The sequence below is a fragment of the Pseudomonas sp. D3-10 genome, assembly GCF_051132175.1.
In the GTDB taxonomy this organism is placed as follows: domain Bacteria; phylum Pseudomonadota; class Gammaproteobacteria; order Pseudomonadales; family Pseudomonadaceae; genus Aquipseudomonas.
This window is the reverse complement of record NZ_CP071668.1, coordinates 5,471,872-5,490,956: the sequence shown is the minus strand read 5'-3', so window position 1 is coordinate 5,490,956 and position 19,085 is coordinate 5,471,872. Positions and strand designations below refer to the sequence as shown.

Annotated in this window: 20 protein-coding genes and 1 other RNA gene; 13 read left to right on the top strand and 8 right to left on the bottom strand. The window is 61.2% G+C overall.

Annotated elements, in window-relative coordinates; genetic code table 11:
* Positions 1 to 71: 71 nt before the first annotated feature.
* The 3 genes from ubiD to J3P90_RS24965 all read left to right on the top strand — a co-directional run bounded on the left by ubiD (position 72) and on the right by J3P90_RS24965 (position 3,482).
* On the top strand, positions 72 to 1,538 hold the full coding sequence (gene ubiD / locus J3P90_RS24975; protein WP_420765114.1) for a 4-hydroxy-3-polyprenylbenzoate decarboxylase: 1,467 nt from the start codon (positions 72 to 74) through the stop codon (positions 1,536 to 1,538).
* Positions 1,538 to 2,506, top strand: a complete 969-nt coding sequence (locus tag J3P90_RS24970) for a CDP-6-deoxy-delta-3,4-glucoseen reductase (RefSeq protein ID WP_434561693.1) — start codon at positions 1,538 to 1,540, stop codon at positions 2,504 to 2,506. Before ubiD ends, J3P90_RS24970 begins: the two co-directional genes overlap by 1 nt.
* Before the next feature lie 307 nt (positions 2,507 to 2,813).
* Complete coding sequence (locus tag J3P90_RS24965; RefSeq protein ID WP_434675537.1) at positions 2,814 to 3,482, top strand: gamma-glutamylcyclotransferase; 669 nt, start codon at positions 2,814 to 2,816, stop codon at positions 3,480 to 3,482.
* On the opposite strand, the gene glpT is transcribed toward J3P90_RS24965, so the two are convergent.
* Both glpT and J3P90_RS24955 read right to left on the bottom strand, forming a co-directional pair.
* Positions 3,458 to 4,807 (bottom strand): glycerol-3-phosphate transporter, encoded by a 1,350-nt coding sequence (gene glpT, locus J3P90_RS24960; protein WP_434561697.1) that lies wholly within the window; start codon positions 4,805 to 4,807, stop codon positions 3,458 to 3,460. The genes J3P90_RS24965 and glpT overlap by 25 nt on opposite strands.
* A gap of 219 nt (positions 4,808 to 5,026) precedes the next feature.
* Positions 5,027 to 6,004: an NADPH:quinone oxidoreductase family protein gene (locus J3P90_RS24955; RefSeq protein WP_420765110.1), complete on the bottom strand. Its 978-nt coding sequence runs from the start codon at positions 6,002 to 6,004 to the stop codon at positions 5,027 to 5,029.
* Positions 6,005 to 6,154: 150 nt separating this feature from the next.
* Here J3P90_RS24955 and J3P90_RS24950 point away from each other — a divergent pair, with 150 nt between their 5' ends.
* On the top strand, positions 6,155 to 6,562 hold the full coding sequence (locus tag J3P90_RS24950; RefSeq protein WP_420765109.1) for a flagellar basal body-associated protein FliL: 408 nt from the start codon (positions 6,155 to 6,157) through the stop codon (positions 6,560 to 6,562).
* Between the two features lie 135 nt (positions 6,563 to 6,697).
* On the opposite strand, the gene J3P90_RS24945 is transcribed toward J3P90_RS24950, so the two are convergent.
* A complete protein-coding gene (locus J3P90_RS24945; protein WP_434608942.1) occupies positions 6,698 to 7,150 on the bottom strand; it encodes an EVE domain-containing protein in 453 nt (150 codons plus the stop codon).
* Between the two features lie 195 nt (positions 7,151 to 7,345).
* Between J3P90_RS24945 and J3P90_RS24940 the strand changes: the two genes are divergently transcribed.
* Entirely contained in the window at positions 7,346 to 7,492 is a 147-nt protein-coding gene (locus J3P90_RS24940; protein ID WP_420765107.1) for a hypothetical protein, read from the top strand.
* 39 nt (positions 7,493 to 7,531) lie between these two features.
* Here the strand turns inward: J3P90_RS24940 and J3P90_RS24935 are convergent, their stop codons facing one another.
* The 4 genes from J3P90_RS24935 to J3P90_RS24920 all read right to left on the bottom strand — a co-directional run bounded on the left by J3P90_RS24935 (position 7,532) and on the right by J3P90_RS24920 (position 8,985).
* Positions 7,532 to 8,134, bottom strand: a complete 603-nt coding sequence (locus tag J3P90_RS24935) for a 5-formyltetrahydrofolate cyclo-ligase (protein WP_434675536.1) — start codon at positions 8,132 to 8,134, stop codon at positions 7,532 to 7,534.
* A gap of 117 nt (positions 8,135 to 8,251) precedes the next feature.
* Positions 8,252 to 8,431, bottom strand: a non-coding RNA gene (gene ssrS / locus J3P90_RS24930) — 6S RNA.
* A 30-nt stretch (positions 8,432 to 8,461) separates the two neighbouring features.
* Positions 8,462 to 8,779: a cell division protein ZapA gene (locus J3P90_RS24925; protein ID WP_039590276.1), complete on the bottom strand. Its 318-nt coding sequence runs from the start codon at positions 8,777 to 8,779 to the stop codon at positions 8,462 to 8,464.
* Entirely contained in the window at positions 8,776 to 8,985 is a 210-nt protein-coding gene (locus J3P90_RS24920; RefSeq protein ID WP_030138125.1) for a TIGR02449 family protein, read from the bottom strand. Before J3P90_RS24920 ends, J3P90_RS24925 begins: the two co-directional genes overlap by 4 nt.
* A gap of 129 nt (positions 8,986 to 9,114) precedes the next feature.
* Between J3P90_RS24920 and J3P90_RS24915 the strand changes: the two genes are divergently transcribed.
* The 8 genes from J3P90_RS24915 (at position 9,115) to gcvH (ending at position 18,236) form a co-directional block, all read left to right on the top strand.
* The gene (locus tag J3P90_RS24915) at positions 9,115 to 9,669 is read left to right on the top strand and encodes a YecA family protein (protein WP_420765105.1); all 555 of its coding nucleotides are present in this window, start codon (positions 9,115 to 9,117) and stop codon (positions 9,667 to 9,669) included.
* Positions 9,670 to 9,696: 27 nt separating this feature from the next.
* Positions 9,697 to 11,031 (top strand): Xaa-Pro aminopeptidase, encoded by a 1,335-nt coding sequence (gene pepP, locus J3P90_RS24910; protein WP_434649717.1) that lies wholly within the window; start codon positions 9,697 to 9,699, stop codon positions 11,029 to 11,031.
* Positions 11,028 to 12,215: a 2-octaprenyl-6-methoxyphenyl hydroxylase gene (ubiH, locus tag J3P90_RS24905; protein WP_434561703.1), complete on the top strand. Its 1,188-nt coding sequence runs from the start codon at positions 11,028 to 11,030 to the stop codon at positions 12,213 to 12,215. Before pepP ends, ubiH begins: the two co-directional genes overlap by 4 nt.
* A 61-nt stretch (positions 12,216 to 12,276) precedes the next feature.
* Positions 12,277 to 13,494 carry a 2-octaprenyl-3-methyl-6-methoxy-1,4-benzoquinol hydroxylase gene (locus J3P90_RS24900; protein ID WP_434564068.1) on the top strand — a complete coding sequence of 406 codons (1,218 nt, stop codon included), beginning with the start codon at positions 12,277 to 12,279 and terminating at the stop codon, positions 13,492 to 13,494.
* Between the two features lie 209 nt (positions 13,495 to 13,703).
* Positions 13,704 to 14,708, top strand: a complete 1,005-nt coding sequence (locus tag J3P90_RS24895; RefSeq protein WP_434675535.1) for an extracellular solute-binding protein — start codon at positions 13,704 to 13,706, stop codon at positions 14,706 to 14,708.
* Positions 14,709 to 14,922: 214 nt separating this feature from the next.
* The gene (locus J3P90_RS24890) at positions 14,923 to 16,548 is read left to right on the top strand and encodes an ABC transporter permease (protein WP_420765101.1); all 1,626 of its coding nucleotides are present in this window, start codon (positions 14,923 to 14,925) and stop codon (positions 16,546 to 16,548) included.
* A gap of 168 nt (positions 16,549 to 16,716) precedes the next feature.
* A complete protein-coding gene (gene gcvT / locus J3P90_RS24885; RefSeq protein WP_434608950.1) occupies positions 16,717 to 17,799 on the top strand; it encodes a glycine cleavage system aminomethyltransferase GcvT in 1,083 nt (360 codons plus the stop codon).
* Between the two features lie 53 nt (positions 17,800 to 17,852).
* Positions 17,853 to 18,236, top strand: coding sequence for a glycine cleavage system protein GcvH (gcvH, locus tag J3P90_RS24880; RefSeq protein ID WP_434561707.1), 384 nt, complete (start codon positions 17,853 to 17,855; stop codon positions 18,234 to 18,236).
* Between the two features lie 95 nt (positions 18,237 to 18,331).
* Here the strand turns inward: gcvH and J3P90_RS24875 are convergent, their stop codons facing one another.
* The gene (locus tag J3P90_RS24875; protein WP_434675534.1) at positions 18,332 to 19,000 is read right to left on the bottom strand and encodes an outer membrane protein; all 669 of its coding nucleotides are present in this window, start codon (positions 18,998 to 19,000) and stop codon (positions 18,332 to 18,334) included.
* Between the last annotated feature and the right edge of the window lie 85 nt (positions 19,001 to 19,085).

Below are 19,085 nucleotides of genomic sequence, written 5' to 3'. Positions count from 1 at the left end.
GCATTCACTATTCTGGACGGGCGGCGTTAAACTCGGGCCCCCGAACGCCACGGCCACCATGAGGCTTTTGCATGCAGTATCGCGACTTGCGCGACTTTATCAGCGGTCTGGAACAGCGCGGCGAACTCAAGCGCATCCAGGTGCCGGTGTCACCCGTCCTGGAAATGACCGAGGTCTGCGACCGCACCCTGCGCGCAAAAGGCCCGGCGCTGCTGTTTGAAAACCCCACGGGTTATGACATTCCGGTGCTGGGCAACCTGTTTGGCACGCCGGAGCGCGTGGCCCTGGGCATGGGCGCCGAGGCGGTCAGCGAGCTGCGCGAGATTGGCAAGCTGCTGGCGTTCCTCAAGGAGCCCGAGCCGCCGAAAGGGCTGAAGGACGCTTGGTCCAAGCTGCCGATTTTCCGCAAGATCATTTCCATGGCACCGAAGGTGGTCAAGGACGCGGTCTGCCAGGAAGTGGTGATCGAGGGTGACGATGTCGACCTGGCCATGCTTCCGGTGCAGACCTGCTGGCCGGGCGACGTCGGGCCGCTGATCACCTGGGGCCTGACCGTCACCAAAGGCCCGAACAAGGACCGTCAGAACCTGGGTATCTACCGTCAGCAGGTGATTGGCCGCAACAAGGTCATCATGCGTTGGCTGAGCCATCGGGGCGGCGCGCTGGATTATCGGGAGTGGTGCGAAAAGCATCCCGGCCAGCCATTCCCGGTGTCGGTCGCGTTGGGCGCCGATCCGGCGACCATCCTCGGCGCTGTCACGCCCGTGCCCGACAGCCTCTCCGAATATGCGTTTGCCGGCCTGCTGCGCGGCAACCGTACGGAGCTGGTGAAGTGCCGGGGCAACGATTTGCAAGTGCCGGCCACCGCAGAAATCATCCTTGAAGGCGTGATCCACCCCGGCGAAATGGCCGATGAAGGTCCCTACGGCGATCACACCGGTTATTACAACGAGGTAGACAGCTTCCCGGTGTTCACTGTCGAGCGCATCACTCACCGGATCAAGCCGATCTACCACAGCACCTACACCGGTCGTCCGCCTGATGAGCCGGCGATTCTTGGCGTGGCGCTGAACGAAGTGTTCGTGCCGATCCTGCAGAAGCAGTTTCCGGAAATCACCGATTTCTACTTGCCGCCCGAAGGTTGTTCCTATCGCATGGCCGTGGTGACGATGAAGAAGTCGTATCCTGGGCACGCCAAGCGAGTGATGCTGGGCGTCTGGTCGTTTTTACGACAGTTCATGTACACCAAGTTCGTTATCGTCACCGACGACGATATCAACGCACGGGATTGGAACGACGTGATCTGGGCCATCACGACGCGCATGGACCCCAAGCGCGACACGGTGATGATCGAGAACACGCCGATCGACTACCTCGACTTCGCCTCGCCGGTATCCGGCCTCGGGTCGAAGATGGGGCTCGATGCCACGCATAAATGGCCCGGTGAAACCACCCGCGAGTGGGGTCGGGTTATCGTCAAGGATGAAGCCGTTACCCAACGGATCGATGCCATTTGGAATCAGTTAGGAATAGATTGATGCGTGTAACCTTGCAGCCTTCCGGCGCGGTGCTGGAGATACAGCCGGCCGAGCGGATTCTCGACGGCGCGCGGCGCCTGGGCTACGACTGCCCCCAAAGCTGTCGTAATGGCAACTGCCATGTCTGTGGCGCATTGTTGGTGGAAGGTCGCGTGGAGCAGGCCGGTGAAGTGCGTGACCATGGCGAGATCTTCACGTGCATCGCCGAGCCGCTGGAGGACTGCGTGGTGTTGTGGGATGGCGTGTTGGCACCGGGCGAGCTGCCGGTGCGCAACCTGGCGTGCCAGGTCAGCGAATGCGTTGAAGTGGGCGGCGACGTCTGGCGGGTACGCTTGCGCGCGCCAGCGGGCAAACCGCCGCGCTACCACGCCGGGCAATACCTGTTGATCGAGCGCGACAACGGTGAAAAATCAGCCTTCTCCCTCGCTTCGGCGCCGCACTCGGGGCGCGACCTGCAACTACACGTGCTGGTGCGCGAAAGCAGTGCGCAAAAGCTCCTGGAGCAACTGCAGCGCAACCCCAATGTGCGCATCGAGATGCCGTTTGGCGACACCCACCTGTCCGAGCTTCCTGACGGTCCGCTCGTGCTGATCGCTGCCGGGACCGGCATGGCGCAGATGCACAGCTTGATCGAGCACTGCCGCGCGGCGGGCTTCAAGCACCCGGTGCATCTGTATTGGGGCGTACGGCGACCGGAAGATTTCTACGAAATCGAGCATTGGGACGAATGGAAAAAACTGCCGAACCTGTTCCTGCATAAAGTCGTCAGCGACTTGTGTGGCTGGGAAGGGCGCTGCGGGATGCTCCATGAGGCGGTGTGTGAGGACATCAGCGACCTTTCTGGTGTGCACGTCTACGCCAGCGGCTCGCCGGCCATGATCTATGCCACCCTCGACGCCCTGGTGGAAGCCGGCATGGACGCTCACCAGATGCGCGCCGATGTGTTTGCGTATGCGCCAAGGGCTTGACCCAACCGAGCCTTGAGCTGTGCCGTTGTGGCGAGGGAGCTTGCTCCCGCTGGACCGGTCCGACGCCTCGGGCGAAGCAGTCCCAAAAGAGGCGGTCGCTGCGCAACCGAGCGGGAGCAAGCTCCCTCGCCACAAAAGCCCTGATCGCCCTCGATATAACTTCATATATTGCGTTTCGGTATTTAGTTGGCCGGCCAGATACCGATAACGTATATAGCGTCGGGCTGGCATTTAACTTGCCTCGCTCCTCACGAACGTCAACACACTGGCGTCCCTTTATTTTCTGAGAAGCCAACCGCTAACGGCCATGACCGCTATCGAATCCGCCATTACCTGCGCCCTGTACCCGCCACGACTCGAGCTGGGTGCGCAGCTGACCCATGAACAACTACTCGCCTCGATGCGATTGACCATGAGTCTCCACCAGGGCGGTCCGGTCTGGTTGTTCGCGTACGGTTCATTGATCTGGCGGCCGGAATGCACGGCGGTGGAGCGGGTGCGCGGTCGGGTCCATGGCTACCATCGCGGTTTATACCTGTGGTCCCACGAACATCGCGGCACTCCGGAGTTGCCAGGGTTGGTGTTCGGACTGGATCGCGGCGGTTCGTGCAGCGGTTTCGCCTACCGGCTGCCGGAGGAAAACCTCGAGGATTCGCTGTTCGCGTTGTGGCAGCGGGAAATGCCGGTGCCGTCCTATCGCCCGCACTGGCTCAGTTGCCGTCTCGAGGGTGGCAGCCGGGTGCAAGCCTTGGGTTTTGTGTTGGAGCGACACCTGCCCAGCTATGCCGGCAACTTGCCGGACCATGTGCTGAGCCAGGTCTTTGAAAGCGCCTGTGGGCGTTACGGCACCACTCGCGATTATGTCGAGCAGACCGTACACGCCCTGCGCAGCCACGCCATGCCAGACCGGAACCTGGAGGCGCGGCTCAAGCGCTGCCAATCAATGTGGGATCAGGCGACCGCTTCGCGGCTCTGACTGGCGATCTGCTTGTGCCACAAGGTTGGCGCAAGGAACGCCATCGCCAGCAGACAAGCGCCGACCAGCAGTACAAAACCGCCGTCCCAGCCGAAATGGTCGACGGTATAGCCCATGGCGGCGCTGGCCGCGACCGAACCACCCAGGTACCCGAACAGGCCGGTGAAACCGGCGGCGGTGCCGGCGGCTTTTTTCGGCGCCAGTTCCAATGCCTGCAAGCCGATCAGCATGACTGGGCCATAGATCAGGAAGCCGATGGATACCAGGGCAATCATATCGACGGTCGGGTTGCCGGCCGGGTTCAGCCAGTACACCAGGGTGGCCACGGTCACCAGGGCCATGAATACCATGCCGGTCAGGCCACGATTGCCACGGAAGATCTTGTCCGACATCCAGCCACACAGCAGCGTGCCGGGAATGCCCGCCCACTCGTAGAAGAAATAGGCCCAGGAGCTCTTGTCCACCGTGAAGCCCTTGGCTTCCTTGAGGTAGGTCGGTGCCCAGTCCAGCACCCCGTAGCGCAGCAGGTAGACGAAGACGTTAGCCATGGCGATGTACCAGAGCATCTTGTTGCGCAGCACGTACTTGACGAAAATTTCCTTGGCGCTGAATTCCTTTTCGTGGCTGTCGTCGTAGCCTTCCGGATAATCGTCCTTGTACTTCTCGATCGGCGGCAGGCCCACCGATTGCGGGGTGTCGCGCATGGTCGCGAAGGCGAACACCGCAACGGCAAGTGCTACGGTAGCGGGCACATAGAATGCCGCATGCCAGTCATTGAACCAGCCCATGCCCAGCAGGAACAACGGGCCGATAAGGCCGCCGCCGACGTTGTGCGCCACGTTCCACACCGACACCACGCCGCCGCGTTCCTTCTGCGACCACCAGTGCACCATGGTCCGTCCGCTCGGCGGCCAGCCCATGCCTTGTGCCCAGCCGTTGATGAACAGCAGGATGAACATGATCGTCACGCTGGACGTCGCCCAGGGCGCAAAACCGAAAATGAACATCACGCCGGCTGATACCAGCAAGCCGAATGGCAGGAAATAGCGGGGGTTCGAGCGGTCGGACACCAGGCCCATCAAGAACTTCGACAAGCCATAGGCAATCGCGATGGCCGACATGGCCAGGCCGAGTTGACCACGGGTGTAGCCCTCGTCGATGAGGTAGGGCATGGCCAGGGAGAAGTTCTTGCGCAGCAGGTAGTAACCGGCATAGCCGATGAAAATCCCCGCGAAGATCTGCCAGCGAAGGCGTCGGTAGGTGCTGTCTATTTTTTCTTCAGGCAGGGTTGCCTGATGTGCGGCGGGTCGAAAGAAAGCAAACATTCAAGTGCTCCAGAATTCTTGTTTTGACTGCGGATGCGAATGTTACAGTTTCGTTACCGAAAATAGCATTGGTTCGAATCAGCAAAACAGTGGAAATGCTGGATTTGGCATGTTCTTTTATGAACATGTCGCTCAGATATAAATGAAGGGCGTTGCGGGAATGGCGAAGCCGGGTCGTAGGGCTTCGACCCGGTACAGAAGAAAGAGAATCGCAGCCAATCAGCGAACCTGCACCACCACCTTGCCGACCGCCTTGCGCTGCCCCAAGTCATTGATCGCCTGGGCGGCATCGTCCAGCGGGTAGACCTGCGACACCAGCGGCTTGAGCTTGCCTTCGGCGAACCAGCCGAACAGCTGCTGGAAGTTGGCGGCGTTGTCCTGGGGCTGGCGCTGGGCGAAGGAGCCCCAGAACACACCGACCACCGAGGCGCCCTTGAGCAAGGCCAGGTTCACCGGCAATTCGGGAATGCGCCCGCTGGCAAAGCCAACCACCAACAACCGGCCGTTCCAGGCGATGGCGCGCACGGCCTGGTCGAACAGGTCGCCGCCCACCGGGTCGTAGATGACATCGGCGCCCTGGCCGTCGGTGAGGCGCTTGATTTCGTCCTTCAGGCTGGTTTCGTTGTAGTTGATCAACTCGTCAGCACCGGCGGCCTTTGCCACGGCGAGTTTTTCCGCGCTGCTGGCGGCCGCGATGACTCGCGCACCCATGGCCTTGCCGATTTCCACCGCCGCCAGGCCGACCCCGCCGGAGGCACCGAGCACCAGCAGGGTTTCTCCGGGCTTCAGGTTGGCGCGCTGCTTGAGGGCGTGCATCGACGTGCCGTAGGTCATGCTGAACGCGGCCGCGGTGTTGAAATCCATGGCGGAGGGAATCGGCAGCACGTTGTAGCCCGGTACCGCTACTTGCTCGGCGAAGCTGCCCCAGCCGGTCAGGGCCATGACCCGATCACCAACTTTCAGGTGGCTGACCTTTTCCCCTACTTCGCTGATGACCCCGGCCGCTTCGCCACCCGGGGAAAACGGGAAGGGCGGCTTGAACTGGTATTTGCCCTCGATGATCAGCGTGTCAGGAAAATTCACCCCGGCGGCGTGCACATCCAGCAACACTTCATTCTTCTTTGCGACAGGGCTGGCGACGTCTTCCAGCACCAGCGATTCGGCGGGACCGAATTCTTTGCACAGCACGGCTTTCATCAGGGCTATTCCTTTGGGAGTGATGGCCGATAAGTGTAGGTGTGAGAGTCAACGGGTCAACGAGCATGCCCCGCCCTGATAGCCGGCCATAAGCTTGTGCTTGGACGGCGGGTCGGTATGCTGGGCCGCAAACCGGATGAGGAGTGGAATGTGAAAGCGTGGATGATGTTGATGCTGGCCCTGTCGCTGCCTGTGGCGGCGATGGCCGAAGAGAGCAAGGAAGGCGAGGCACCCAAGGTCAGTTACATCACGTTGAGCCCGCCGTTCGTGGGCAACTATGGGCTGGATGGTACGACCAAGCTGAAGGTCTACAAGGCTGACGTCGCCTTGCGCGTGACCGGCGATGCCGCCGCTGCGGCGGTGAAAGCGAACGAGCCGTTGATTCGCAACCAGTTGGTGGCGCTGTTCGCTCAGCAGACGACCGAGACCATGAACAACCTTGAAGCCAAGGAAAAGCTGCGTCAGGAAGCGTTGAAGCAGACCCAGCAAGTGATGAACGACGAGACCGGCAAGCCGATGGTTGAGGATCTGTTGTTCAACAACCTGATCATTCAATAAGTCTTGTGGTAACCAGGCGGGCCCTTTCGCGAGCAGGCTCGCTTCCACAGTGGATCTGCAGTGAACAGTGAGCAACCGAGATTCCCTGTGGGAGCGAGCTTGCTCGCGATGGTGGCCTACCGGACAGCGAATCACTCAAGGCTTCAGAGCAACCACCGCCGCCCATTGCTCCGCCGTCACCGGCATCACTGACAGTCGCGAGCCTTTCTGCACCAGCGGCATTTCTGCCAGGGCGGTCTGTTGCTTGAGGTGGTCGAGCTTCAGGACGTGGCGGAACGTTTCGACATGGGCCACGTCGATCGCGGTCCAGGGGTTTTTCTCCGGGCTGGCCTTGGCGTCGAAGTAGTGGCTGTCAGGCTCCAGCGCCGTGGGATCGGGGTAGGCGGCCTTGATGATTTTTCCGGTGCCCGCGATGCCAGGCTCCGGGCAGCTGGAGTGATAGAAAAAAAATAAATCGCCTTCTGCCATGGCGCGCAGGAAATTGCGTGCCTGATAGTTGCGAACTCCGTCCCAGCGAGCTTGGCCGAGCTTTTCCAAGTCCTGGATGGACAATTCGTCGGGCTCGGATTTCATCAGCCAATAAGCCATGATTTCTACTCCTGGGCGATATATTTAAAAATAGTTCAGCGATTTTATGACAAACCGACAGTCGGTTGACGCCAGAGTTTGCGTGTGGGTCCGGGTTATCGCAAAATGCCGGCCTTCCAAGCGTGACGCTGCTGCACGGCCAATAAGAAAACCGCTGCTGTCATCGTGTGTGATATGCCTTGAGGGGGGCAATCGATGAAACGCAAACCGGATTTGTTGTGGATACTGGTCATTCTGTTCGGCCTGGGTGTCGTGACCACGGGTTACGCCCAGAGCTTGTGGAGCAGCAAGAACGATGTTCCGATGAACATCGCCCAGCCTGCCCCATCGCTCAAGCGCTGAGCGCTTTCTTTCAGGCGCCGCTGATTCCGGTGGCGCCTATCATGCGATGTACCAACGCCTGTCGCTGACTGTTCCTTGCAGCGGCACGTCCCAGCTTGCCTGTACCAATCGATCGACCCGTTGGCATTCGTGGGCCAGCCCCAGCAAGGTCGGCTTGCGCCATTGTTTGCGGCGCGACAGATACGCCAGGCTGCGATCGTAGAATCCCCCGCCCATGCCCAGCCGACCCCCGGCATCGTCAAACCCGACCAGCGGCAACAGCACCAGGTCCAGCGTCCAGACCTTGCGTTGCCGGGCTATATTCTTGCGTGGTTCCGGGATGCGAAAGCGATTGGGCTGCATCTTCTCGCCGGGATGGATTCGCTGGAAAACCATTTTCGTCTGCGGCCATGGGCTGAGCACCGGCAGGTACGTCGCCTTGCCCCGACGCTGGGCCGCGCGCAGTAGCAGGCGTGGATCGATCTCGCCGTCGTTGGGCAGGTACAGGGCGATGTGTCGCGCGCGGCGAAACAGCGGGTGCTGGGCCAGTTGCCGGTAGAGGCCTTGGGCGGCGTCCCGTTGCTGGGCCGGGGTCAGGGAGCGACGCGCCTGGCGCAGCAGGCGGCGAAGTTGCGGGCGGGTCGGCAACGCAGGTTCGGTCATATCGAGGTTTCCGAGGCGGTGGCATCGAAACAGCGTAACCGCAAACAACGGCGCCAGAAATGCCAAACGCCAGAAACGACAATGCCAGTCATGATGACTGGCATTGTTTCGAGAATCAGGCTCCCCGGATGAACCGCTGTCGGCTTAGCCCTTGAACCCGAAAGTTCAAGGTGGAAGTTGCAGGAGGCGTTAAGGCTTTCCGTCAAGCGGACATGCACACCGGCCCCAACGTGCAACCCCCGTGGTTGTGCGTATCGGCTCAGGGACATCACCAACTGGCAAGCACCCCAGGGAGTGACGCAAGTATACCCCAGGCAGCCTCGCGAATCAGCCCTTGCTGACGTCCGGATCGGTGGCCAGTACCAAATCCACTCGATCCAGTAGGTCGCGGACTTGTTCGCGGGTCGAGCCGCTGACCTGTACGTCCGGCGTATCCTGGCGGTGCAGCAGGTCGTGGGTGATGTTCAAGGCGGCCATCACGGCGATGCGATCGGCGCCGATGACTTTGCCGCTGCTGCGGATCTCGCGCATCTTGCCGTCCAGGTAACGGGCGGCACTCACCAGGTTGCTACGCTCTTCCTGGGGGCAGATGATCGAATATTCTTTATCGAGGATCTGCACGGTAACGCTATTGCTTGAACTCATGAGTCTTGCTCCAGGGCCTTGAGGCGCGAAATCATCGATTCGACCTTACGCCGGGCGATTTCGTTTTTTTCAATGAGGTGCGCGCGTTCCTCGCGCCAGGTTTTTTCCTGAGCTAATAGGAGTCCGTTTTGGCTCTTAAGTTGCTCGACCCGTTCAATTAGCAGCTCGAGTCTGGCCATCAGCGCTTGCAGGTCGGTGTCTTCCATTGTGTCCACTGAAGATTGTGTCTGATGGGGGATAAAGGTCGCACAGCCTTTAATGGTCTTGGCGAGTCTGTCGATGTAGGATACAAGGCCTCCATTCTAGACATAGCGCCGTCTGGCGCCTAGCTGCCCATGCCCATTCAGAATTCCCCGTATCAAGCGTTCGCCACCCTGCTGAGCACCAGCGGTCATCCTGTCTCGCCCGCCGAACTCCACGGCCTGTTGCTTGGCCGCAGCTGCGCCGGCGCCGGCTTCGAGGCCGACGGCTGGTTGGCCGACGCCGCCGAGCTGCTCGAAGGCGAGCCGGCGGACAACGTGCGTAATGCGCTCATCGGCCTGCAGGAAATGGTCAAGGGCGAGCTGACCAGCGATGACATGACCGTCGTCCTGCTGCTGCCGACTGACGATGCGCCGCTGAGCGAGCGCGCCGCTGCGCTGGGCCAGTGGTGCCAGGGCTTTCTCGCCGGTTTCGGCCTGACCCGCCGCGAATACGCCCTGAGCGATGAAGCGAAGGAAGTCCTGCAAGACCTGGCGGCGATTTCCCAGGTACAGGATGCCCTGGAAGAGTCCGACGACGGCGAAAGCGACTATATGGAAGTGATGGAGTACCTGCGGGTCGCGCCTCTGCTCCTGTTCACCGAGACCAAGAAGACCGCTGAACCGGCCGCCAAACCGTCCTTGCACTGATCGCTTGAAAGGGAACACCGTCTGCCCATGATTCATATCCCGAAGTCGGAATACAGCCGTCGCCGCAAGGCCCTGATGGCGCAGATGGAGCCCAACAGTATCGCAATCCTGCCCGCCGCCGCCGTTGCGATCCGCAACCGCGACGTCGAGCATGTCTATCGCCAGGACAGTGATTTCCAATACCTGAGCGGCTTTCCGGAGCCGCAGGCCGTCATCGTGTTGATGCCCGGCCGGGCCCATGGCGAATACATCCTCTTCTGCCGCGAGCGCAATGCCGAGCGGGAAATGTGGGATGGCCTGCGTGCCGGCCAGGAGGGAGCGATCCGTGACTATGGCGCCGACGACGCGTTCCCCATCACCGACATCGACGACATCCTGCCGGGGCTGATCGAAGGCCGCGACCGGGTGTACTCGGCCATGGGCAGCAACCCGGAGTTCGACCGGCACCTGATGGAGTGGATCAACGTGATCCGCTCCAAGGCCCACCTCGGTGCCCAGCCGCCGAACGAATTCGTTGCCCTGGATCATCTGCTGCACGACATGCGCCTGTATAAATCGGCGGCGGAAGTGAAGGTGATGCGCGAAGCGGCGCGGATCTCCGCCCAGGCACATATCCGGGCGATGCAGGCGGCGCGGCCTGGGCTGTATGAGTACAGCCTGGAAGCCGAGCTCGATTATGAGTTTCGCAAGGGCGGGGCAAAGATGCCGGCGTACGGTTCCATCGTCGCGGCGGGGCGCAACAGCTGCATTTTGCATTACCAGCAAAATGATGCCGTGCTCAAGGATGGCGACCTGGTGTTGATCGATGCCGGGTGCGAAATCGATTGTTATGCCAGCGATATCACCCGCACCTGGCCGGTCAGCGGGAAGTTTTCTGCCGAGCAGAAGGCGATCTACGAAGTGGTGCTGGCGGCCCAGGAAGCCGCATTTGCGCAAATCGCGCCGAACAAACATTGGAACCAGGCCCACGAGGCGACCGTCAGGGTAATTACCGAGGGGCTGGTCCGCCTGGGGCTGCTGGAAGGCGAAGTGGACGAACTGATCGCAAGCGAAGCCCACCGGGCGTTCTACATGCACCGCGCCGGCCACTGGCTGGGAATGGATGTACACGATGTGGGCGAATACCGCGTGGGTGGCGAGTGGCGAGTGCTGGAGGTCGGAATGACTTTGACCGTCGAGCCGGGCATCTACATTGCCCCGGACAATCGCGGCGTAGCGAAGAAATGGCGCGGCATTGGCGTGCGCATCGAGGATGACGTGGTAGTGACCAAGACCGGTTGTGAAATCCTGACCCGCGGCGTACCGAAGACGGTCGCCGAAATCGAGGCCTTGATGGCCGCCGCACGGACTCAAGCGGCATGAACCGGGTCAACGTTGCAATCATCGGTGGCGGCCTGGTCGGCGCGAGCCTGGCGCTGGCGCTGCAAGCCGGTGCCAAGGCACGGGGTTGGAAGATCATGCTGATCGAGCCCTTCGCTCCCGGTGACGCCTGGCAGCCGAGCTACGATGCGCGCTCGTCGGCGCTTTCGTTCGGCGCGCGGCAAATTTATCAACGCTTGGGCCTGTGGCAGGAAGTTTCCCGCCGGGCCGAGCCGATCAAGCAGATCCACGTGTCCGACCGCGGGCGGTTTTCGACGGCGCGGTTGTCGGCAATGGAGGAGGGCGTGCCGGCCCTTGGCTACGTCGTGGAGAATGCCTGGCTCGGCCAATGCCTGTGGCAAGGCTTGGACAAGGATGTCGTCAGTTGGCGCTGCCCCGCGCAGGTCGCTCGGATGGAGCCGCAAATCGCGGGCTATCGCCTGACGCTGGACGACGAAACTGTTGTGGAATGCGACCTCGCGGTATTGGCCGACGGCGGTCGCTCCGGCCTGCGGGAGCAGATGGGGGTCGGGGTGCGCAATCGTCCCTACGACCAGAGCGCCTTGATTGCCAACATCACGCCCAGCGAAGCGCACAACGGCATGGCTTTCGAGCGCTTCACCGATGACGGCCCGATGGCGTTGTTGCCGCTGCCGGAAAATCGCTGTGCATTGGTCTGGACTCGCCAGGGCATGGATGCGCAACGACTCGCGGCCCTTGACGAGCGCAGCTTCCTCAGTGAATTGCAGAATGTGTTCGGCTATCGCCTGGGCACGCTGAAGCAAGTAGGCGCGCGTCATCTTTATCCATTGGCGCTGGTGGAAGCCGAGGAACAGGTGCGTCCGCACCTGGCCATCCTGGGCAATGCTGCCCACAGCTTGCATCCGATTGCCGGGCAAGGCTTCAACCTGTCCCTGCGTGACGCCCAGGCCTTGGCCGATACCTTGCTTGAGAGCGACAGCACGCCCGGCGACTTCACCGTATTGCAAGCCTATCGCGAGCGTCAGCGGATGGATCAGGCCTTGACCGTGGGCTTCTCCGACCGGGTGACGCGGCTGTTCAGCAGCGATCTGCCGCTGGTGTCCCTGGGCCGTAATCTCGGCCTGCTGGGCCTGGACCTGCTGCCGCCCGCCAAGCGCTGGTTCGCCCGTCAGGCCATGGGTTTGGGAACACGCCCTGATGCTTGATACGGATCATTCCTTTCACCGGCGGCTGATGTCGCCAGCAACACAGGCTTAAAGCATGGAATTGCGTGCAGATCTGTTGATTGTCGGTGCCGGCATGGTCGGCAGCGCCCTGGCGCTGGCGTTGCAGGGCAGTGGCCTGCAAGTGCTGCTGCTCGACGGCAGCCCGATGAGCGTCAAGCCCTTTGATGCCCAGGCCGCATTCGAGCCACGGGTCAGTGCTCTGTCGGCAGCCAGCCAACGGATCCTCGAACGCCTGGGTGTCTGGGACGGGATCACCGGCCGACGGGCCAGCCCATACACCGACATGCACGTCTGGGATGGCAGCGGCACTGGGCAGATTCACTTTTCCGCCGCCAGTCTGCATGCCGACGTGCTGGGGCATATCGTTGAAAACCGCGTCGTCCAGGACGCGCTGCTGGACCGACTGCACGATTGTGATTTAGGCCTGCTTGCCAACGCGCGCCTGGAGCAGATGCGCCGCTCAGGTGATGACTGGCTACTGACGCTGGCCGACGGCCGTACCTTGCGCGCGCCGCTGGTGATTGCCGCCGACGGCGCGAATTCAGCCGTGCGTCGCCTGACCGGGGTGGCCACGCGGGAGTGGGATTACCTGCACCACGCTATTGTCACCAGCGTGCGTAGCGCCCGTCCTCATCGGACGACGGCTTGGCAGCGTTTCACCGACAACGGCCCGCTGGCGTTTCTGCCACTGGCCCGCGAGGGTCAGGAAGACTGGTGTTCGATCGTCTGGTCCACCACTCCCGATGAAGCGCAGCGCTTGATGGCTCTTGATGACACTGTGTTTTGCAACGAGCTGGAGCGTGCCTTCGAAGGCCAGCTCGGCACGGTACTGAGCGCCGACCCGCGCCTGTGCGTGCCACTGCGCCAGCGCCATGCCAAGCGCTATGTGGCCGAAGGGCTGGCACTGATCGGTGATGCGGCCCACACCATCCATCCGCTGGCCGGGCAGGGCGTGAACCTGGGCTTGCTGGATGCCGCCGTGCTGGCCGAAGTGCTGCTGCAAGCGGCCGGGCGTGGCGAACGCTTGGCTGACGTGAAGGTATTGAGCCGCTACGAGCGCCGCCGCATGCCCCATAACCTGGCGTTGATGGCGGCGATGGAAGGTTTCGAGCGGTTGTTCCAGGCTGATCCGTTGCCGGTTCGCTGGTTGCGCAACGCCGGTCTGAAGTTGGTGGACCGCCTGCCTGAAGCCAAGGCGTTGTTCGTGCGCGAGGCGCTGGGGTTGACCGGGGATTTGCCGGAGCTGGCCAGGGCCTGAGAGGTGTGTCGGGGCTCATGACCTCATCGCGAGCAGGGTTATGTGAAAGCAAGTCAATGTAGGAGCGAGCCTGCTCGCGATGAGGCCGGAACCGCTACCTCGACCCCACCGTTGCAACATTTGGAAACGTGTCTGCCCACTGTTCGATTGTGGTGCTAAATGTGAGTCCTTATCATTTGCGCTCTGTTCACAATCGAGAGATCGCCACCATGTCGGCCACAAAACGCCTGCTGTCCGCCCTCGCCTTGGCCCTGATTGGCACTACCACGGCCCAGGCCGCCGATGAGGTGGTGGTCTATTCCTCGCGCATCGATGAATTGATCAAACCGGTTTTCGACGCGTATACCAAGAAGACCGGCGTAGCGGTGAAGTTCATTACCGACAAGGAAGCGCCGTTGATGCAGCGGATCAAGGCCGAAGGTGAAAACGCCACCGCCGACCTGTTGCTCACCGTGGACGCCGGGAACCTCTGGCAGGCCGAGCAGATGGGGATCCTGCAGCCCTTCACCTCGTCGGTCATCGACGCCAACATCCCGCCTCAATATCGCGCGTCCTCCCATGCCTGGACTGGCCTGAGCCTGCGGGCGCGGACAATCGCCTATTCCACTGGCCGGGTCAAACCGGGTGAGTTGACCACTTATGAGGCGCTGGCGGGCAAGGAGTGGGAAGGCCGCCTGTGCCTGCGGACGTCGAAGAAAGTCTACAACCAGTCCCTGACCGCGACGCTGATCGAAACCCACGGCGCGGAAAAAACCGAGGAAATCCTCAAGGGTTGGGTCAAGAACCTCTCCACCGACGTGTTCTCCGACGACACTGCGCTGCTTGAAGCGATCAATGCCGGCCAGTGTGATGTCGGCATCGTCAACACCTATTACTACGGTCGCCTGCACCAGCAGAAGCCGGACCTGAAGGTCAAGTTGTTCTGGCCGAACCAGGCCGATCGGGGCGTGCACATCAACCTCTCGGGCATCGGCCTGACCAAGCACGCGCCGCACCCGGAAGCCGCGAAGAAGCTGGTGGAATGGATGACCACGCCTGAAGCGCAAAGCATCTTTGCTGACGTGAACCAGGAGTTTCCGGCGAATCCAAAAGTGGAACCCTCCAAGGAAGTCGCTGCCTGGGGCAAGTTCAAGGCCGATACCTTGCCAGTGGAAGTGGCCGGTAAGCGCCAGGCCGAAGCCATCCGCATGATGGACCGTGCTGGCTGGAATTGAGACGGGATCGCTCAGTCCATCGATGAAGTGTGGCGAGGGAGCTTGCTCCCGCGGGATCGGGCTGGCGCTCCAGGGCGAAGCCCTCCCCAACTATCGACCGGGTCTATCTGACGGGGCATGATCCGGATCGTTAGGGCTACTTCGTAGCCCAGCGGGAGCAAGCTCCCTTGCCACATGAGCCCTTTGTCAGTAATGACGCGAACGAGAACTTTCCTTGACCCACCCCGCCCAACGCCGCTGGTATCCCCTGGTCTTCGCCGTCGCTGCGCTAGTCTTGTTGCCCTTGAGCGTGCTGCTGCTGTCCTGGCAGAGCATTGATCTACAAATCTGGTCCCATTTGTGGGACACCCAGATGCCACGCCTGTTGGGTAACACCCTCACGCTGATCTTTGGTGTAGGTGTTGGGGTGACGCTGCTGGGCGTGAGCCTGGCCTGGCTCACGAGCCTTTGCGAATTTCCCGGCCGTCGATGGCTCGACTGGGCGCTGATGCTGCCGTTCGCGGTGCCTGCCTATGTATTGGCATTTGTCTTCGTAGGCCTGCTGGACTTTGCCGGTCCGGTGCAAACGTTGCTGCGCGAATGGTTTGGCAGTGGCCTGCGCCTGCCTCGGGTGCGTTCCACTGGCGGTGTGATCCTGGTGCTGGTCCTGGTGTTCTACCCCTATGTCTACCTGCTGGCGCGAAGCGCTTTCCTGGCGCAAGGCAAGGGCCTGATGGAAGCGGCGCGGGTGCTCGGGCAATCGCCTTGGCAGGCGTTCTGGCGTGTGGCGCTGCCGATGGCCAGGCCGGCAATCGGCGCCGGCGTGGCGCTGGCGCTGATGGAAACCCTGGCGGACTTCGGTGCGGTATCAGTGTTCAACTTCGACACCTTCACCACGGCCATCTACAAGACCTGGTACGGGTTTTTCAGCCTTTCCAGCGCAGCCCAGCTGGCCAGTCTCCTGTTGTTGACGGTCATGGTGGTCCTCTACGGCGAACGCCGCGCCCGGGGCGCCCAGCGGGCCGGCAACGAGCGACCGCGAGCCCAGGCGCTATACCACCTGCGAGGACTCAAGGCGGTGGCGGCCAGCGGCTGGTGCCTACTGGTTTTCGCCTGTGCGTTTGTCATTCCGCTCATGCAATTGGTGGTCTGGTTTTGGCAGCGCGGTCGTTTCGACCTGGATGAGCGTTACGCCGGGTTGATTCTCCATACCCTCTATCTGGGCGGACTCGCGGCACTTGTCACGGTTTGCGTCGCCTTGCTGCTTGCCTTCGCTCGACGTCTGGCGCCGACCCGGTCGATCCGCGCCGGGGTCGGTCTGGCGAATCTGGGCTACGCCTTGCCCGGTTCGGTGCTGGCGGTATCGATCATGCTTGCGTTCAGTTATCTGGATCGCGAGCTGGTCATCCCGCTGTCGACACTGCTCGGAGGCGCGGGCAAGCCGTTGCTGCTGGGCAGTTTGTCGGCACTGTTGCTGGCGTACCTGGTGCGTTTCCTGGCCGTGGCCTATGGCCCGTTGGAAAGCAGCCTGGCGCGTATTCGCCCGTCGTTGCCCGAAGCCGCACGAAGTCTCGGGGTGAGTGGGCCGCGACTGTTTTTCAAAGTGTATCTGCCGTTGCTGCTTCCTGGCACCCTGAGCGCCGCGCTGCTGGTATTCGTCGATGTGCTCAAGGAAATGCCGGCGACTTTGCTGATGCGCCCGTTTGGCTGGGACACGCTGGCGGTACGGATCTTTGAAATGACCAGCGAAGGGGAGTGGGCGCGGGCCGCCCTACCGGCGCTGAGCCTGGTGCTGGTGGGGCTGCTGCCAGTCATCGGATTGATACGGCGTTCGGCCCATCGACGCGTTCTGAGTGAATAGAGCACACGCCTAGGTGCCAGCCTTGGATCATGCGGATACAATGCGCGGCATTCGGTGCGGTCCGTCTGTCGGACCGGGTAGCTAGGAGCGTCGGAAAATTCTTTTTTCAGGCGTTCGGGCTGTGGCAGTACCCATCCGCACCTTCGCCAAGCCCGGAAGGAGAAACCCATGGGACAGCGTACGCCTCTGTATGACCTTCATCTCGCCCTCGGCGCGAAAATGGTCGATTTTGGCGGTTGGGATATGCCCTTGCACTATGGATCGCAAGTTGAAGAGCACCATCAGGTGCGTCGCGACTGCGGTGTGTTCGATGTATCCCACATGACCGTGATCGATGTAGCCGGCCCCCAGGCCAAAGCCTGGCTGCAGCGCCTGCTGGCCAACGACGTCGATCGCTTGCAGGACACTGGTCGCGCGTTGTACAGCGCGATGCTCAACGAGCGCGGCGGCATTGTCGACGACATGATCATCTATCGTGTCGAGGACGGTTACCGGTTGGTGTTCAACGCCTCAACACGCGACCAGGACCTGGCCTGGATGCAAGCGCAACTCGGCGATTACGCAGTGCAGCTGCACGAGCGTGCCGAACTGGCGATGCTGGCTATCCAAGGCCCCCAGGCCCGGCACAAGATTGCCGAGCTGGTTACGCAACCACGCGGCCAGTTGATCCAGCAACTCAAGCCCTTCGAAGGTCGCGCCGACGGTGATTGGTTCATTGCCCGTACCGGCTATACCGGAGAAGACGGCCTGGAAATTGTCCTGCCGGCCCGTGAGGCCCCGAGTTTCTTCAACGACCTGGTGGGTGCCGGTATTCCTCCCATCGGACTCGGCGCCCGCGATACCTTGCGCCTGGAAGCCGGCATGAACCTCTACGGCCAGGACATCCACCAGGATATTTCACCGTTGGCCTCGAACATGGCCTGGAGCATTGCCTGGGAACCGGCGAGCCGTCAGTTCATCGGTCGCGCTGCGCTGGAGGCTGAACTTGCCGCCGGCGTGCAGCACAAACTGGTGGGGTTGGTGCTGGAAGAGCGCGGTGTATTGCGCGCTCACCAAGTGGTCCGTATCGCCAATGTTGGCGAAGGAGAGATCACCAGTGGTAGTTTTTCTCCTACGCTTAGCAAGTCGATTGCCCTGGCACGCGTTCCGATGGCTACCGCCGACCGTGCCGAGGTGGAAATTCGTGGCAAGTGGTACCCGGTACGAGTGGTCAAGCCGACCTTCGTCCGCCATGGCAAAACCCTGATCTGATTTTTTACGGCGGGCCGCCGGCCGCTGACACTTTTTCTTGAGGACACAGAATTATGAGCGATATCCCTGCCGAACTGCGTTTTGCCGAAAGCCACGAGTGGGCACGCCTGGAAGCCGACGGTACCGTCACCGTGGGCATCAGCGACCATGCACAGGAAGCGTTGGGCGACGTGGTGTTTGTCGAGCTGACTGAAGTCGGTAAAGTTTTTGCTGCAGGCGATCAAGCCGGCGTGGTGGAATCGGTCAAGGCCGCTTCCGATATCTATGCCCCTGTTTCGGGAGAAGTGATTGCAATCAACGAAGAGCTGGGTGGTTCACCAGAGCTGCTGAACTCTGATCCGTACGGCGCCTGGATTTTCAAGCTCAAGCCAAGCGACGAGGCCGAGCTGGACAAGTTGCTTGATGCGGCCGGCTACAAAGCTGCAATCGGCGAATAACCCGGACCTGGCTAGAGCTCACCGGGCCAAAAATGCCGCTCAACTGAGCGGCATTTTTTATGAGAGTGCACCGCAGTTCTGATTTGTGTCTCAGATCAGAACGCCATCCGTGCCTCGACGTAGAGGTTCTGTTCGCGCAATTTGCCCTTGAGCTGTTCGTCCCGAGCGTTGATGCGATTGGCAAAGGTGTTGTAACCGGTTTCGATATCGCCCATGTCAACGTAGCGATAACCAGTGCCAAGGGTGAGTTGCTGGCTGAGCTTGATATCCGCCCCTACGCCCAGTGCATAGGCGAAGTTGTTCTGGCTGTTGTTTGCGAATCGTCGCGAAGGGTTGGACTGGTAACCCTCGGAATCGATAAACGCCACACCCAGGCCAGCCATGGCGTACAGCGAAAAATGTTGGTTAAGCGGGAAGTTTTTGTACCCGTTGATCATCAAGCGGCTGGACGAAACTTGCATATTGTTGACGTTGGCATCGAACGGCGCCCAATGACTCTTGAACTCCGAATTCTGTTTGAGTGAATACTCGGTTTCCAGCCGCCAGTTGCCTTCGAATCCATAGCCAACCGCTACAGATCCGCCAACGTCTTTGTTGCTGGTCGAGCTGACAACACGATTGTTGACCCTGGGACTGGTAAGGAGGGCATCGGAAAGATCTAGCTGCACGCTCAGGATTTTTATCGAGCCGTATAGGCCCTCGGCATGTGACGTGGTGCTAAGTGTGGCGGTGATCAGCAGCAACGAAAGGCATGGCTTGTTCATGAGTATCGGTTCGCATTGTGGGGAATGTTCGAATCGATAGAGTTTGCGGTGCCAGCCTCGCACGTTTGTATCAGAGCCTTCCTCC

Coding starts and splice junctions, on each gene's coding strand:
- ubiD (WP_420765114.1), top strand. CDS start 72: ATGCAGTATCGCGACTTGCGCGACTTTATCAGCGGTCTGGAACAGCGC.
- J3P90_RS24970 (WP_434561693.1), top strand. CDS start 1,538: ATGCGTGTAACCTTGCAGCCTTCCGGCGCGGTGCTGGAGATACAGCCG.
- J3P90_RS24965 (WP_434675537.1), top strand. CDS start 2,814: ATGACCGCTATCGAATCCGCCATTACCTGCGCCCTGTACCCGCCACGA.
- glpT (WP_434561697.1), bottom strand. CDS start 4,807: ATGTTTGCTTTCTTTCGACCCGCCGCACATCAGGCAACCCTGCCTGAA.
- J3P90_RS24955 (WP_420765110.1), bottom strand. CDS start 6,004: ATGAAAGCCGTGCTGTGCAAAGAATTCGGTCCCGCCGAATCGCTGGTG.
- J3P90_RS24945 (WP_434608942.1), bottom strand. CDS start 7,150: ATGGCTTATTGGCTGATGAAATCCGAGCCCGACGAATTGTCCATCCAG.
- J3P90_RS24940 (WP_420765107.1), top strand. CDS start 7,346: ATGAAACGCAAACCGGATTTGTTGTGGATACTGGTCATTCTGTTCGGC.
- J3P90_RS24935 (WP_434675536.1), bottom strand. CDS start 8,134: ATGACCGAACCTGCGTTGCCGACCCGCCCGCAACTTCGCCGCCTGCTG.
- J3P90_RS24925 (WP_039590276.1), bottom strand. CDS start 8,779: ATGAGTTCAAGCAATAGCGTTACCGTGCAGATCCTCGATAAAGAATAT.
- J3P90_RS24920 (WP_030138125.1), bottom strand. CDS start 8,985: ATGGAAGACACCGACCTGCAAGCGCTGATGGCCAGACTCGAGCTGCTA.
- J3P90_RS24915 (WP_420765105.1), top strand. CDS start 9,115: ATGCCCATTCAGAATTCCCCGTATCAAGCGTTCGCCACCCTGCTGAGC.
- pepP (WP_434649717.1), top strand. CDS start 9,697: ATGATTCATATCCCGAAGTCGGAATACAGCCGTCGCCGCAAGGCCCTG.
- ubiH (WP_434561703.1), top strand. CDS start 11,028: ATGAACCGGGTCAACGTTGCAATCATCGGTGGCGGCCTGGTCGGCGCG.
- J3P90_RS24895 (WP_434675535.1), top strand. CDS start 13,704: ATGTCGGCCACAAAACGCCTGCTGTCCGCCCTCGCCTTGGCCCTGATT.
- gcvT (WP_434608950.1), top strand. CDS start 16,717: ATGGGACAGCGTACGCCTCTGTATGACCTTCATCTCGCCCTCGGCGCG.
- gcvH (WP_434561707.1), top strand. CDS start 17,853: ATGAGCGATATCCCTGCCGAACTGCGTTTTGCCGAAAGCCACGAGTGG.
- J3P90_RS24875 (WP_434675534.1), bottom strand. CDS start 19,000: ATGAACAAGCCATGCCTTTCGTTGCTGCTGATCACCGCCACACTTAGC.